Annotated in this window: 13 protein-coding genes; 4 read left to right on the forward strand and 9 right to left on the reverse strand. The window is 74.0% G+C overall.

What is annotated here, in order from left to right; genetic code table 11:
• Nucleotides 1-16 precede the first annotated feature (16 nt).
• Complete coding sequence (locus tag EV374_RS13950; protein ID WP_132235357.1) at nt 17-238, reverse strand: DUF397 domain-containing protein; 222 nt, start codon at nt 236-238, stop codon at nt 17-19.
• Complete coding sequence (locus EV374_RS13955; protein ID WP_132235359.1) at nt 208-1089, reverse strand: helix-turn-helix domain-containing protein; 882 nt, start codon at nt 1087-1089, stop codon at nt 208-210. Before EV374_RS13955 ends, EV374_RS13950 begins: the two co-directional genes overlap by 31 nt.
• A gap of 626 nt (nt 1090-1715) precedes the next feature.
• On the opposite strand from EV374_RS13955, the gene EV374_RS13960 reads away from it, so the two are divergent.
• Entirely contained in the window at nt 1716-2003 is a 288-nt protein-coding gene (locus EV374_RS13960) for a hypothetical protein (RefSeq protein WP_132235361.1), read from the forward strand.
• Between the two features lie 100 nt (nt 2004-2103).
• Entirely contained in the window at nt 2104-2556 is a 453-nt protein-coding gene (locus EV374_RS13965) for a hypothetical protein (protein WP_207914178.1), read from the forward strand.
• A gap of 22 nt (nt 2557-2578) precedes the next feature.
• On the opposite strand, the gene EV374_RS13970 is transcribed toward EV374_RS13965, so the two are convergent.
• Together EV374_RS13970 and EV374_RS13975 are read right to left on the reverse strand one after the other, a co-directional pair.
• Nucleotides 2579-3367 (reverse strand): PASTA domain-containing protein, encoded by a 789-nt coding sequence (locus EV374_RS13970; RefSeq protein WP_132235365.1) that lies wholly within the window; start codon nt 3365-3367, stop codon nt 2579-2581.
• 260 nt (nt 3368-3627) lie between these two features.
• The gene (locus tag EV374_RS13975) at nt 3628-4299 is read right to left on the reverse strand and encodes a PASTA domain-containing protein (RefSeq protein ID WP_132235367.1); all 672 of its coding nucleotides are present in this window, start codon (nt 4297-4299) and stop codon (nt 3628-3630) included.
• A 124-nt stretch (nt 4300-4423) separates the two neighbouring features.
• On the opposite strand from EV374_RS13975, the gene EV374_RS33395 reads away from it, so the two are divergent.
• Entirely contained in the window at nt 4424-5872 is a 1449-nt protein-coding gene (locus tag EV374_RS33395; protein WP_165947781.1) for an ICP22 family protein, read from the forward strand.
• A gap of 111 nt (nt 5873-5983) precedes the next feature.
• Here the strand turns inward: EV374_RS33395 and EV374_RS13985 are convergent, their stop codons facing one another.
• Both EV374_RS13985 and EV374_RS13990 read right to left on the reverse strand, forming a co-directional pair.
• Nucleotides 5984-7462, reverse strand: coding sequence for a glutamate-cysteine ligase family protein (locus EV374_RS13985; protein WP_132235369.1), 1479 nt, complete (start codon nt 7460-7462; stop codon nt 5984-5986).
• 306 nt (nt 7463-7768) lie between these two features.
• Nucleotides 7769-8350 (reverse strand): YceI family protein, encoded by a 582-nt coding sequence (locus tag EV374_RS13990; protein ID WP_132235371.1) that lies wholly within the window; start codon nt 8348-8350, stop codon nt 7769-7771.
• 102 nt (nt 8351-8452) lie between these two features.
• Here EV374_RS13990 and EV374_RS13995 point away from each other — a divergent pair, with 102 nt between their 5' ends.
• The gene (locus tag EV374_RS13995; RefSeq protein ID WP_132235373.1) at nt 8453-8962 is read left to right on the forward strand and encodes a MarR family transcriptional regulator; all 510 of its coding nucleotides are present in this window, start codon (nt 8453-8455) and stop codon (nt 8960-8962) included.
• A gap of 189 nt (nt 8963-9151) precedes the next feature.
• Here the strand turns inward: EV374_RS13995 and EV374_RS14000 are convergent, their stop codons facing one another.
• The 3 genes from EV374_RS14000 to EV374_RS14010 all read right to left on the reverse strand — a co-directional run bounded on the left by EV374_RS14000 (nt 9152) and on the right by EV374_RS14010 (nt 14878).
• Nucleotides 9152-11836, reverse strand: a complete 2685-nt coding sequence (locus EV374_RS14000) for a helix-turn-helix domain-containing protein (protein WP_132235375.1) — start codon at nt 11834-11836, stop codon at nt 9152-9154.
• A 249-nt stretch (nt 11837-12085) separates the two neighbouring features.
• On the reverse strand, nt 12086-13240 hold the full coding sequence (locus tag EV374_RS14005) for an acyl-CoA dehydrogenase family protein (protein WP_132235377.1): 1155 nt from the start codon (nt 13238-13240) through the stop codon (nt 12086-12088).
• Nucleotides 13241-13345: 105 nt separating this feature from the next.
• The gene (locus EV374_RS14010; RefSeq protein WP_132235379.1) at nt 13346-14878 is read right to left on the reverse strand and encodes an acyl-CoA carboxylase subunit beta; all 1533 of its coding nucleotides are present in this window, start codon (nt 14876-14878) and stop codon (nt 13346-13348) included.
• Nucleotides 14879-15023 lie beyond the last annotated feature (145 nt).

Raw genomic sequence — 15023 nt, forward strand, 5'->3', positions numbered from 1 at the left:
TCACGTTCCGGTCCCGTCAGCCCTTGTCGAACACACCGCCCCTGGCGCCGGCGACGAAGGCGTGCCAGCCACCCGGGGAGAAGACCAGGGCCGGGCCCGTCTTGTCCTTCGAGTCCCGCACGCCGACCGCCCCCGTCACGTACGCCACCTCCACGCAGTTGTCGCAGTTCGGCCCGCTCTTCGAGCTCTTGAACCACGTCGCCTGCGTCAGGTCCACGGGGAACCCGTTGGTCGCCATTTCCACATCGGCTCCTCTGCCAGTTTCGCGATGTGTGCGATGGACTCCTCAGGACGTATGGCCGCCGCTCGGATGTGATCGAAGATGAAGCTGTACTTCTGCAGTTCGTCACTCTTCTCCAGGAAGAGCCCACCCGTGGCATTCTCCGCGTACACGACATCCGGATCACCGGGCTCAGGGAAGCTGAGGATCGTGAAGGTGCCGTCCATGCCGGCGTGCGCCCCCACCGTGAAAGGCAGGATCTGGAGCGTCACGTTCGGCAGTTCCGCCACCTCGACCAGGTGTTTGAGCTGGTCACGCATTACCTCGTCCCCGCCCACCGGACGGCTCACCACCGCTTCATCGAGCACCACCCACAGATCGACCGGATCATCCTGCGTCAACAACGACTGACGGCCCAGACGGACACGCACCCGTTGCCGCACCTGTTCGGGAGTGAAGTCGGGCCGGGCGGCCCGGATCATCGCGCCCGCGTAGTCCTCGGTTTCCAGCAGCCCGGGCACCACCTGCTGCTCGTACGCGCGGATCGAACCGGCCGCCGCCTCGAGCCCGACGTACGCGCCGACCAGCACCGTGCTGTAGGGGTGCCACCAGCCCTTCTGCCGCGCCTCGCGGGCGATCTGCACCAGCTCGTCGCTCTCGGCACCCACCACGCCGTAGATCCGCAGCATGTCCCGCACGTCGCGGGGCGTCGCCGTGGTGTGGCCGGTCTCGATCCGCGAGACCTTCGACGCCGAGCACTCCAACTGCTCGGCGACCGCCTCGATGGTGATGCCGGCCGTCTCCCGCTGGCGGCGCAGTTCGGCGCCGAGGCGACGCCGCCGGATGGTGGGGCTGCGCCGCTCGCTCACGACACGACCCCGCCCGCTGGTCGGAACCACCGCCTGTCAGGCCTCACCCGGTCCACCTCCGCCTCGCCGTGCGCCACTGTCGTCACCCGCCAGGGGCGCGACCGTCGTACGGCGGGCGTCGTTCGCGGCGTGGGGTGGTGCCGGTCATCGGCCGGCCGCGACGGGCGAAACCGCTCCCAGTGTGCCGGGCATACGTGAATGGCTTCAAGCGCTGCTTTGCACGAGCCGCTCACGTATCGGCAAAAGTCGACGTGCAACTTGCATCAAGCACGTCGCTGATGCACTCTGTCCGTATGGCACGGGTTACTCACCGTCTCCGTCCGCTTCCTCGCCGTGGTGACCCCACGGACCGCGGGACGCGCGGCGGTGGGAGCGCCCGGCAGTCCACAACCAGACCTGCCCCGGGTTGATGACCTCGCCGCTGCACGCCAGTTGGCTGCGGCGGCGGGAGCGGTACCCGGAGTAGCCGGGTGTTGGTCGGGTGACGATTCGCCACCAGCGGACACGGCCCGACCACCACCGCCCGCAAGACCGGTCCACGAGGCACGACCCCGCCACCGGGCCATCGACGTCCCCCGACCCTCACCGCCGGCCCGTCGGCCGGCCTACCCTTCCCAGGAGCCCATGTGCTTCCCCGCTCCGGTGACGTAGTGCACGTGACTCGCGCGGCGAGTGTCCAGTTCCTCAGGCCCATCATGTTCCGGGTCATCCGGGTGCTGGACTGGCCGACCTACGACGGCTGGATCTGGCTCGAAGGCTACGAGTTGAACGCATCGGGGGACGCGGTCAGCCGGCGGTCGATCTTCGTCCAGCGGGAGGGGCTGCGCCACCTGCGGTCGGCCCCCGAGCCGCGTCCGCACACCGTGCGCGCGCCGCGCCGGCCCGCCGCCCGCACCCCGGTCCGGGTGGGCTGACCTGCGCGATCGGCAGCCGAGAGGCGTGCCGTCGCCATAGGATGAGGTACGCCCACCCCGGCACGTTTCCACCCCGCGCGTCCAGGACCCCGAACCTGGGATGGCCATGGTCAATCAGCCCGCCGCGCGGCGGCACCACCGCTCCCGTATCGCCTACGCCTTCGGACTACTGGCGCTGATCGGCGCCGTCACCACACTGGTGGTCGTGGTCCGCGATCCCGCCCTCTCGTCCACCACGCGGCTGACCACCCCGGTCCCGGCACCGGAGATCACCGTGGTGGATGAGGACCCGCCCTACGACGACGTGCCGGACGCCCTCGACCCCCCGTACGCGCTGACCGGGCCAGACGAGGCGGACGCGCTCGGCGCCGCCGGCGACTCCGGATCCGCCGCCGGGGCCGGGGTTCCCACGGGCTCCCCGGACGGTGCGGCACACGCCGCCCGCCCTGCGCCCGACGACGTCCGCCGTTCCCTCTTCTGGTCCGGCATCTTCGGACTGGCCATCTCGCTGGCCGGGCTCGGCATGGTCGGAACGAGACGACGCATGTGGTGACGCGGCGGCGCGGGCCGGCGGCTCACCGGGTGGCGGTCGGTTCGACCGACGGCGTGACCCCGCCGGTCGGCGAGGCGGCGTCGCGAGCCACCACCAGCGTGACCTCCTCGTCCGCCGGCACCAGCTCCCCCGCCGCCGGTTCGGTGCGGATCACCGTGCCGGCCGGACGGTCCGACGTCTCGTACTCGACCCGGTGGTCCAGCCCGACGTCGTCCAGGATGGCCTGCGCCGTCTCCAGCGGCAGGTTCACCACCGGCGGCATCGGCAGTGCGGCCGGCTCCGAGGGCGTCGGGGACGCCGAGGGCGACGAGCTGGTGGGGGCCGCCGAGGTCGGCGCGGCGGTGGTCGGCGACGCGCGGGTCACCGACGGCGACGGCGACGGCTCCGGCCCGCTCGGGTCGTCGTCCGTCGACTGGAGGGCCAGCCACAGCCCGGCGCCGAGCAGGCCGAGCAGCAGCAGCACGATCACGCCCCACAGGATCGGCAGCCACCAGCGCCGCGAGTCCTGCTCCTCGGCGTACCACTCGGCCTCCGGCTGGTCGGCCGGCCCGCCGGGCCGCACCTCTGCCCGGCCGGACCACGCCGCCGGCCCGGACCGCTCCGGCGGCGCGGCGGCCGTACGGTCCAGCGGGGCGGTGTCGCCCGGCACCGGTCGGGTGGCGTCGCCGGCATCCGGGGGGCTCCGGTCGGGGCGGGGCAGCGGCTGCGTACGGTCGGGTTCCGCCCCGGCCGAGGAATCGCCCGGCGGAGGCAGCGGGCGGGTCCGGTCGTCGTGTTCCCCGGCGGGAGGCTCCCAGCGGTCGTCGCTCATGCCGGCACTCCGCTCCGCTGCGTGCCGACCTGAGGCACCACCGCACCGTGCCGATGATTCACTCGCTGACGCTCACTCATGCCCGGCACTCCGCTCCGCTGCGTGCCGACCTGAGGCACCACCGCACCGTGCCGATGACTCACTCGCTGACGCTCACTCATGGCGCGTCCTCTCCCGACCCGGGCGGGCGTCGCGGGCCCTGACCGCCAACCTAGCGGTCCCGGAGGCCATCGGCCGGGACCAGCGTGCCGGACGCTCCGTCAGGGTGTCGGGGAGGGCGAACCGCCGTCCTCCGGCGCGTCACCGCACCAGATCGACACCTGGTCGTTCCACCGGCCCGCACCGTCGCCGGCCGGATCCTGGCGGCTGACCTTGCCGGTCCTGCCCGTCCGGTACTGCGGGTAGAAGCCCTCGTCGACGAGCTCGTCCGCCGCGTCGTCGCAGTCGTCGCCCACCACGTCCGGCACGGTGGCGGCTGGCGCCGGACCGCTCACGTAGAGCGTCACGGTGCGCCCGGGCTGCACCTCGGTGCCCACCGCCGGGGAGGTGCGCTCCACGAGCGTCCCGGTGCCACCGCCGAAGACGAGCCGCCAGCCCAGCCGCCTCTCGCGGAGCTCCTCTCGGGCGTCCGTGAATTCCTCGCCGACCACCGGCGGGACGGTCAGCCCGGCGGAGCGGCTCGGTGCGGTCGTCCGGGGAGCCGCCGCCGGCGCGGACCGGCCCGGGGTCGCGCGGGTCGCGGCGGGCGCGCTGGTGGCGGGCAGCCCCTCCGCCGCCGTCGGCGGGGCCGACGGGTCGCCCTCGCCGGCCAGGAGCCAGCCGCCGGTCGCGCCGACGGCAGCGAGCAGCACGACGGCCAACCCGCCCCTGAGCAGCAGCGCCGACCGGTCCGGCCCGGCGTCGTCCCGCGCGCCCGTGTCCCCGTCCGTCATACGCCCACCCCGCCTCGATCACCGGCGACCGTACCCGCTCCCGTCAATGCCGGCGTCATCGCGGTTGCCCGGGCCGGACCGCCACGACTCGCCGCGCCGACCACGGGACGTTACGCTCCCCGGCATGGCCAGACGAGGCTGGGGAGGATCGATCGCGATCGCGGTCGGCGTCGCTGCCGGCGCGGGCGCGGCCCAACTGGGCTTCGGCTACGGGCTGGGCATCATCAACTGGGCGCCGGCGGACGCGACCGCCGGCGGGACCGCCTGGGTGGCGGGTCTGATCTGGGCCACCTGGATCGCAGCCACCTCGACGGTCTTCGGCGCGGTCTGCGCGCAGCGGCTGCGCGACCGCGCCCCGGAACCGGCCACCGGCCCCGCCTACGCGGCTCCGGCCGGACCGGGTGGTGGCGTCCTCGGCTCCGCCGCGCTCGCCGTGGCCGCCGGGGTGGGCGCGCTGATCACCGTGCTGCTGGTGGCCGTACCGGCCCGGCAGGCGGTGGCGGTGGCCGACACCGGTTCGCCCCGGAACGTCGCGGCCGCCTACGCGGCGGTCGGCGTGCTGGTCGGCGTGCTGACTGCGGCCTGGGCGCTGCGCTCGCGGGCCGCCGCGGACAACGTGCTCGCCACCGTCGGCTGGCTCTGGCTGCTCGCCGTGATCGCCGTCGTGGACGGCGTGCTGGCCGGGCGCGGTCTGACCAGCGCCCAGCTCGGCATCTGGCAGCTCGGGCCCGACGACGGGCGGTACTGGATCCGCGACTACTTCTACTGGCCGGGGGCGCTGCTGTCCCTCGGTTCCGCGCTGGTGATCGGTGCCCTCGCGGCCCGCCGGGACGCCCGGGACCCCGACCACCGGGTCGGGGCGGCCGCCTCGGGTGCGGCCGGGCCGCTGCTCGTCGCGACCGCGTACTTCCTGGCGGTGCCGAGGCTGACCGCGATCAGCCCGGAGCAGGTGTCGGCGCACCTGATCGCGCCGTACGCGGTGATCGTCGGGGTCGGCGGCGCCGTCCTGGTCACCGTCCTCGCCCAGCGGGCCGCCCGACGGGCCGCGGCCCGGGGGCCCGTGCGGGTCCCCCGCCAACGCACCGGCGAATCCGCCGACCACCCGGGCGACCCGGCCCCGGGGCGGCACACTGCTCCGGTCGACGGCACCGACGGCAACGCCCAGGCGACGCCGGGCGGCAGCGACACCTCCGCCATGTCGGGCGGCAGCGACGCCTCCGCCATGTCGGGTGGCAGCGACGCCTTCACCGCGCCGGGCGGCAGCGACACCTTCACCGGGTCGGGCGGCAGCGCGCCGGGCGGGGGGCCCGTCGCAGCGGACGGAGGGGTGCTCCCCGCCGACCGCGAACCGGCGCCGGTCCCCGCCGCCGCGCGGCCCGCGACCGCGTCCGGCACGCCGGCCAGAGAACCGGCCCCGTTCGGCACGCCGGACGGGGAGCCGGCCGCTTCGGCCGCCGGGGACGACACGCCGGCGTCGGTGACGACCGGGGAGCCGGCTGTGCCGTCCGCCGGCGATCCGGCGGAACCGCAGACCACCGGCCGCCGATCCCGCTCCGCCCGCCGCACCCGCTGACCGACGGCCGGGCGGTGTTGGCCACTCCCGCCCCGACCCCACTGAGGGCCTCACCGCCGCGCTCCCACCCCGGCCCACTGAGGCCTCACCGCCGCGGGGCGCCAGGCCGGGTCAGTCGACGGGCCAGGTGTGCACGGGCTCGTTGCTGCGTTGCAGCTCGGCGTAGCGCTGCACCATGTGGTGCAGGGCGGCGCCCCGGCCCATGCCGCGGTGCCGCTCGGCCGCCCAGACCGCCTCGGTCTGCCAGACCGCGCCGTTGCGGCCCGTACGGCAGCGCTGCTCGATGATGCCGAGCAGCCGGTCGCGTTCGGCCGGGGACACCCCGAACCGGTCGAGCCCGGCGGCCGCCTTGGGCAGCAGGACGTCCGGGACCAGCTTGGTCACCGGCACCTCGCCGAGGCGGGGCCAGTGCAGGACGGCGTCCATGCCGCGCCGGGCGGCGGCGTGGAAGTTCTCCTCGGCGGAGCTGAAGGTGAGCTGGCTCCAGATGGGCCGGTCGGACTCCGCCAGCCCGCGCGCCAGCCCGAAGTAGAAGGCGGCGTTGGCCAGCATGTCGACCACGGTCGGGCCGGCCGGCAGCACCCGGTTCTCCACCCGCAGGTGCGGGCGGCCGTTCATGATGTCGTAGACCGGCCGGTTCCACCGGTAGACGGTGCCGTTGTGCAGGCGCAGCTCGCCCAGCTCCGGTACGCCGCCGCCGTGCAGGACCTCGACCGGGTCCTCGTCCTCGCAGATCGGCAGCAGCGGCGGGAAGTAGCGGACGTTCTCCTCGAAGAGGTCGAAGATCGAGGTGATCCAGCGTTCGCCGAACCAGACCCGGGGTCGTACGCCCTGCGCCTTCAGCTCGTCCGGCCGGGTGTCGGTGGCCTGCTCGAACAGGGCGATGCGGGTCTCCGCCCAGAGCTGGCGCCCGTAGAGGAAGGGCGAGTTGGCCCCGACGGCCACCTGCACCCCGGCGATGGCCTGGGAGGCGTTCCAGTAGTCGGCGAAGCTGTCCGGGGCGACCTGGAGGTGGAACTGGAGGCTGGTGCAGGCGGCCTCGGGGGCGATCGAGTCGGTGTGGGTCTGGAGGCGTTCGACGCCTCGGATGTCGAGCTCGATGTCCTCGCCCCGGGCGCCGACGATCTGGTCGTTGAGCACCCGGTACCGCTCGTTGGTGGAGAGGTTGTCCTCGACGAGGTGACGCTCGGTGAGGGTGGGCAGGATGCCGACCAGGACGATCTTCGCGTCCGACTTGGCGGCCCGCTCGTCGGCGCGGGAGAGGCTGCCGCGCAGGTCCTGCTCGTAGTCGGCGAAGCCGTCGCCCTCGATCAGCCGGGGCGGCGCGTTCAGCTCCAGGTTGAACTGGCCCAGCTCGGTCTGGAAGAGCGGGTCGGCGATGTCGGCGAGGATCTGGTCGTTGCGCATCGCCGGCTCGGCCGCCGAGTCGACCAGGTTCAGCTCGATCTCCAGCCCGGTCATCGGCCGGTCGGCGTCGAAGCCGAAGTCGTCCAGCATCAGGGCGAAGACGTCCAGGCACCGCCGGACCTTCTGTCGGTAGCGGACCCGGTCCTCCCGGGAGAAGGCGCCCTGCTCGACGTCCCTGCCCATGTTTCCTCCCGGCGCGAGGCGCAGTCGGACCGTGCCGGCCCGGTAAGCGCGTGGTTAACCCCTCCACGTTAGGAGTGTCGGCATCGCCGGGACCAGAGGAGGTAGCGGCGGTCCCACGGCCGGGACGACCGTACTCCGGTCGGCGGACGCGCTCCCGGCGGCATCTCTACCCAGCGGCGCCGCCCGGCACCCGATCGAACCGCGAATGAGTCGTGACAAATCGCACCCGGCCGGCGGCTCTCACCCTGCGTACACGCGTCGGGCCCGCGCCGTGACGCGGCGCGGGCCCGGAAGCGGTACGGCGGATCAGGCCTGGCGGACGGCCTCGCCCTCGATCTCGATCTTGATCTTCTTGCCGACCAGCACGCCCCCGGTCTCCAGAGCGACGTTCCAGGTCAGGCCGAAGTCCTCGCGGTCGATCTCGGTGGAGGCGGAGAAGCCGAAGATGTCCTGCCCGAACGGGCTGCGGCCGACGCCCTCGAACTCGACCTCCAGGTCGACCGGGCGGGTGACGCCCTTGACGGTCAGCTCGCCGGAGAGGACGAACTCGTTGCCGTCGCGGGACTTCACGCCCGTGCTGCGGAACTCCAGGGTCGGGAAGGCCTCGGCGTCGAGGAACTCGGGACTGCGCAGGTGCGCGTCCCGGTCGGCCTGGTTGGTGTTGATGGTGGCCGCCTGGATGGTGGCGCTGACCGAGGACCGCATCGGGTCCTCGGCGACGGTGATGGTGGCGCTGGCGTCGGCGAACTCACCGCGTACCTTGCTGACCATCATGTGCCGGGCGACGAAGCCCACGCGCTTGTGCGCGGCGTCCAGCAGGTAGGTGCCGGCGGTCGGGATCGTGAGGCCGTCCCAGTCGCGGGTAACCGGTGCGGTGCTGCTGGTCATGAAGCTGCCCTCCGTGGGAAAGTTGTTTAGTGGCCCAACGACTGCCGCAGCAACTATAGGCACAGCAATATTCCTCGTGTCAAGTACTGCTACGATGGGCGCGTGGACCAGAACGTGTTCGACGACCCCCGGATCACCGCTGTCGGCCTGCTCGTCGAGGCGCACGCCGGGCTCTCGGCCCGGTTCGCCGCCCAGTTCGAGGAGCACGGCCTCTCACCGGTCGAGTTCGAGGTGCTGACCAGACTCGCCCGCTCACCCGGCAACCAGTTGCGGATGACCGACCTCGCCGCCCAGACCTCGCTCTCGACGAGCGGCGTCACCCGCGTGGTGGACCGGATGGAACGTGACGGGCTGCTCACCCGCCGCGCCTGCCCCTCCGACCGGCGCAGCTCGTTCGCCGTGGTCACCGCCACCGGCCTGCAACGCCTCGACGAGACCCTGCCCGGGCACCTACGGATCATCGAGCAGTGGTTCACCGGCCAGCTCGACCCGGCGGCCCTGGACGCCCTGCTCGACGGGCTGCGCCGGGTCCGGGACGCGGTGCATCCCGGTGCCACCGCCGGAAGCACCGGGTCCGCCGCCGACTGGGATGAGACGGCCGCGTCCTCCTGACCCGTTCCCGGGACCCGCCCGGCACCGGCAGAAAGAGCGGCAGAACTGCCGCACCCACGGGACGATAGACGTTCAAACCGGACGGGACCGCGTGCGGGCGGTGGCTAGTCTTCGGGCAGTGGGGACGCACCGGGGGGTGATGGCGCGGGCGACGAGCGAGGGGTAGCAAGAGGGGCTTCGTCGCCCGCGTCACCCCCGGTCGCTCTGCGCAACGCCCTCCACCTGTCGACCGACGCCGTCGCCGACGGGCCACCCGCTCCGGCGCGCCCTCCACGGGCGCAGTTGCTCCTCCTCGTGCGGCAGCAGCCGGACACCACTCTGTCGGCAGGCCCGGTCGAGACGGTCCAGCACGCCGGGTTCGCCCGAGCTGGCCGCCAGCCCCACCAGCGCCTCCACCACGCCACGCCGGTCCTGGCCGTCGACGCCCGCTTCCGCCGCGGCGGCGAACCACTCCGCCGCCAGCTCACGGTCGCCCCGGCACAGGGCCAGGTTCCCCTCGATCAGCGCGCAGATCCCGTCCTCCGGGCGTGCCCCGGGCGTCGGCGCACCCGGCAGGCGCCCGGGCGACCAGACCTCCTCGGCGCGGGGCACCGGGGGTGGGCGCAGCTCGGCCAGCACCTCGGCCGCCTCGGCGGACCGGCCGTCGCGGGCCAGCGCCAGCCCCACCGTGCCGAGCACCCGGCGACGGTGGCCCGGGTCGCCGAGGTCCGCCAGCGCCGCCACCACCCGCCGGCCCTGGTCGACGGCGTCGGCGTAGCGGCCCTCCAGGCGGGACACCTCGGCGAGGTTGGCCCGCGCGAGCACCCGCAGCCGCTGCTCCCCGCCCTGCGCGGCGAGCCGGTCGACCGTGGCCAGCCGGCGCCGGGCGGCCGGCAGGTCACCGACCCGGATGTCGTGCCAGGCGAGGTTGTTCTGCGCCACCGTCATGTCGCGGGCCCGCCCGTGCCGGATGGCCAGCGCGAGCACCGCCTCGGCCTGCGTACGCGCCTCGTCGTGCTCGCCGAGGGCGATCAGCAGCGCGCAGAGCACCGAGCGCGCCTCCAACTCCCCGGTGATGTCGCCCGCGTCCCGGAACGCGGCCAACGCCCGCCGCGCGGCCGGCAGTTCCTCGGCGCCAGCGCCGTGCTCGGCGGCGAGCCGGGCCACCCCGAGGAACGCCCACGCCCGCAGCACCGGGTCGACATCGGCGGTACGCGGATCCGCCAGCAGGCGCCGGAGCCACTGCCTGCCGGGGACGTCGCGCCCCCGGAAGCGCCACCAGCGTGACAGCGCCGCCGCCAACCGCAGCGCGGTCAACGGGTCGTCGACGGCGGCGTGCGCCAGGGCGGAGCTGATGTCGCCGGACACCTCGTCCAGGCGGTGCACCGCCGCCGGCAGGTTGGCCCCGACCAGCTCCGGTGCGGTCCGCGCCACCAGCCGGGCGACGACCTGGGCGTGCCGGCGCCGGATCGCGGTCAGCTCGCCCGCGCCGGTCGCCTGTTCCGCGGCGAAGTCCCGTACGGCGTCGAGCAGGCGGAACCGGAACGGCCCGGCGCCCCGGACGCTCAGCAGACCGAGTTCGACGAGCCGGTCGAGCAGCGGCACCGGGTCCACGACCACCGTCCCGTCCCGGTCGGCGGGGTCGGCGAGCATCTCCTCGGCCAGCTCGACCGACCAGCGGTTGCCGAACGCGGCGAGCCGGCGCAACGCGGCCCGCTCGTCGGGGGCGAGGAGGCGGTAGCTGACGGCCACCGCGTCGCGCAGGGTCTCCGCCACCGCCGCCCGTGGGCTCTCCGGACGGCCCGGCTCCGTACTGTCCCAGCCGGGCCGCCCGGCCGCCCCCGACGAGGTGGTCAGGTCGAGGACGCGGTCGCCGTACCGGTCGAGCAGTTCGTTGAGGTCGAGGATCCGGCCCCGGGCCGCCATCAGCTCGATGGCGAGCGGGAGCCCGCCCAGGCGGCGTACCAGGGCGGCGAGGGCGGGCAACTCGGCGGGACCGGGCGGCTCCCGGCGGACCTGGGCGAGCCGGGCGGTGAAGAGGGCCACGGCGGGATAGCCGGCCAGCGCTGCCGGGCCCTCCCGCTCGCTGCCCGGCGGCGGCACGTCGAGCGGGGCGACCGGCCACACCCGCTCCCCGGGCAGGCCGACCGGGTGCCGGCCGGTGACCAGCACCCGCAGCGACGGCACCGCGCCGGCGAGCCGGTGCACCGTCTCGGCGACCGCGTCGGGGGCCCGCTCGGCCGCGTCCACGAGCAGCAGCGCCGGCCGGCCGGCGAGGCGGGCGCTCAGCTCGGGCAGCCGGGCGACGCCGAAGACGGCGACCGAGGCGGCGAGCACGTCGGCCGCGTCCGAGCCCTCGCCGATGAGCACTCCGGCCGCCCCGCCGGGATGGTCGTCGGCGACCGCGTGGACCACCGAGAGGGCCAGCGCGGTCTTGCCCACGCCGGCCAGCCCGACCAGGCTGGCCAGCCGGGGCCCGCGCCCGTCGGTGAACAACCCGACCAGCTCGGTCAGGTCACGGTCGCGGCCGACCAGCGCGACCGGGGGTGGGAGCGCGGCCGGCGTACCGGCGTGGTGGTCGAGGTCGACGCGGGCCGGCGGGGCGCCGCCGGGGGTGGCCGACGCGGCGACCGGGACCGGCCCCCGGGCGGCGGCCAGGAACGTCGACCGGACGGCGCCGGCCAGCTCCAGCGCGCCGGCGAGCAGCTCGACCGTGGTGCGCTGCGGCCGGGACGAGCGGCCCCGCTCCAGGTCGCGGACGGTCCGGACGCCCACACCGGCCCGGCCCGCCAGCTCGGCCTGGGTCAGGCCGGCGGCGAGCCGGTGCCCGCGCAACAGCTCCGGCAGCCCGGTGCGACCGCCCGGATGCGGCGAACGATCATGAACCGGCGTCATGGGCAGGAAGGGTACGGAGGGGGTACGACCGACGGCAGCCGAGCGTCGCCCTGCCGACGCCCCGGTGCGGATATCCGACAGCGGAACGGACCGACGGCGACGCGGACCGGACCCGGTGGCACGGAACGGACCGGCAGCGGGAACGGACCGGCGGCGCGCAGCGGACGGGTCACCCCGGGCGGACCGGACACGCCGGGCGGGCCCGGTGGCGCGGAGGCGGCTGCCTCGACGCCAGCGGACCCGTCGCCGTCACATACCCAGATCGCGCGCGATGATCATGCGCTGCACCTCGGACGTGCCCTCGCCGATCTCCAGGATCTTGGAGTCGCGCCAGAAGCGGGCCACCGGGTACTCGTTCATGAAGCCGTAGCCACCGTGGATCTGGGTGGCCTCGCGGGCATTGTCCACCGCGATGGTGCTGGCGTGCAGCTTGGCGATGGCGGCCTGCCGCTTGAACGGCTCACCGGCGAGCATCCGCGCGGCGGCGTCGTAGTAGGCCAGCCGGGCGGTGTGCGCCTTCATCTCCATGTCGGCGATCTTGAACTGGATCGCCTGGTAGTTGCCGATCGGCTGGCCGAACGCCTGGCGTTCCTTCGCGTACCTGATCGACTCGTCGACGCAGCCCTGGGCGAGGCCGACGGCCAGGGCGGCGATGGCGATCCGCCCCTCGTCGAGGATGCGCAGGAACTGGGCGAAGCCCCGGCCGCGCTCGCCGAGCAGGTTCGCCGCCGGCACCCGGCAGTCGTCGAAGGTCAGCTCGTGCGTGTCCGAGGCGTTCCAGCCGACCTTGGAGTAGCCCGGCGCGACGGTGAAGCCCGGCGTACCCGAGGGGACGATGATGGTGGAGAGCTCCTTGGCGCCGTCCGGGCGGGTGCCGGTGACCGCGGTGACGGTGACCAGCGCCGTGATGTCGGTGCCCGAGTTGGTGATGAACGCCTTGGAGCCGTTGATCACCCACTCGTTGGTGGACTCGTCGAGCACCGCGCGGGTCTGGGTGCCGCCGGCGTCCGAGCCGGTGCCCGGCTCGGTCAGCCCGAAGCCGGCCAGCGCCTCGCCGCTGAGCAGCTTCGGCAGCCACGTCGCCTTCTGCTCGTCGGTGCCGAAGCGGTAGATCGGCATCGCGCCCAGCGAGACCGCCGCCTCCAGGGTGATGGCGACGCTGGAGTCGACCCGGGCCAGCTCCTCCAGCGCGAGGCAGAGCGCGAAGTAGTCGCCGCCCATGCCGCCGTGCTCCTCGGCGAAGGGCAGGCCGAACAGACCCATCTTGCCCATCTGCCGGATCACCTCGTACGGGAAGGTGTGCTTCTCGTAGTGTTCCGCGATGACCGGGGCGACCACCTCGCGCGCGAATTCCCGCACGCTCTCCCGCAGCGCCTCTTGCTCCTCGGTGAGCCGGAAGTCCATGGAATCCTCCTGTGTGGATGGGCCGCCGGGCGCTCGTGACGCCGGGAACGGACGGGTCGCTGGTGCGGTGCGGATCCGGGCCGGCCGGGTGGGGCCGGCGGCGGATCAGACCGGGGTGACGCCGTGCCGGCGCCGGGAGAAGTGCCGCTCCTTGGTGCGGGCGGCGGCGAACCGGCGGACCAGCTCGGCGCGCAGCTCGTGCGGCTCGACGATCGCGTCGACGACCAGCTCGCTGGCGAGCCGGACCACGTCGATGTCGCGCTCGTACTCCTCGCGCTTCGCGGCGACGAACGCGGCCCGCTCCGCCTCGTCCCCGATCGCCGCGATCTTGTTGGCGTAGACCGCGTTGACCGCCGCCTCCGCCCCCATCACGGCGATCTTGGCGGTGGGCAGCGCGATCGTGGCGTCCGGCTCGAAGCCGGGACCGGCCATCGCGTAGAGGCCGGCGCCGTACGCCTTGCGGACCACCACGCAGATCTTGGGTACGGTCGCCTCCGAGATCGCGGTGATCATCTTGGCACCGTGCCGGATGATGCCCTGCTTCTCCACCGCGCTGCCGACCATGAACCCAGGGACGTCGGAGAGGAAGAGCAGCGGCACGTTGAACGCGTCGCAGAGCTGCACGAAGCGGGTCGCCTTGTCGGCCGAGTCGACGAAGAGCACGCCGCCCTTGAACATCGAGTTGTTGCCGACCACGCCGACGACCTCGCCGTCGAGCCGGCCGAAGCCGATGGTCAGTTCCTTGGCCCAGAGCGCCTGGATCTCGAAGAAGGAGCCGTCGTCGAGCAGGCCCTTGACGTACCGCCGCATGTCGAACGCCTGCCGCTCGCTCGCCGGCACCAGCGCGGCCAGGTCGGCCTTCTCCGGCGCCGCGACGGCGGGCGCGGCCGGCGGCTGCTGCGTCCAGTTCCCCGGTAGGTAGGACAGGTAGCGCCGCACCACGTCGAGCGCGTCGGCCTCGGTCTTGCAGAGGAAGTGCCCGACGCCGGACTCGGCGCAGTGCACCTTGGCGCCGCCCATGGCCTCCAGCGTGGTCTTCTCGCCGGTGACCATCTCGACCATGCGGTCGGAGCCGAGGTACATGCTGGCGTTGCCGTCGACCATGGCGACCACGTCGCAGAACGCGGGAATGTACGCCCCGCCGGCCGCGCTCGGCCCGAAGAGCGCGCAGACCTGCGGGATGGAGCCGGAGGCGCGGACCTGGTTCCAGAAGATCTTGCCGGCGCCGCGGCGGCCGGGGAAGAGGTCGACCTGGTCGGTGATCCGGGCGCCGGCCGAGTCGACCAGGTAGACCATCGGCACGCTCGTCGAGTAGGCCCGCTCGATGATCCGGATGATCTTCTCGACGGTACGGGCGCCCCAGCTGCCGGCCTTGACCGTGGAGTCGTTCGCCATCAGGCAGACCGGCCGGCCGTCGATGGTGGCGGTGCCGGTCACCACGCCGTCGGCGGGGAGGCCCTCGGCCATCGCGTTGGCGTAGAGGCCGTCCTCGACGAAGGAGCCCTCGTCCACCAGGAGCGCGACCCGCTCCCGGGCGAAGAGCTTGCCCTTGGCGGCGTTCGCCGCGTGGTACTTGTCCGCACCGCCGGCCCGGGCCCGCTTGCGCAGCTGCTCCAGTGCCTCACCGTCGAGCGTCACGCCGACTCCCTCGCCACCTGAGCCGGTCGCCTCGCGGGCGGACCGACTGACCTGAACGATCGTTAGGCTAGCGCATCCTCCCGCCCCCCGGCGAGCCACGGCCGGCGGGGGCGACGCCACCCGACCCCACCCGGTCGAGAGGCAT

The sequence above is a fragment of the Micromonospora sp. CNZ303 genome (assembly GCF_004345505.1).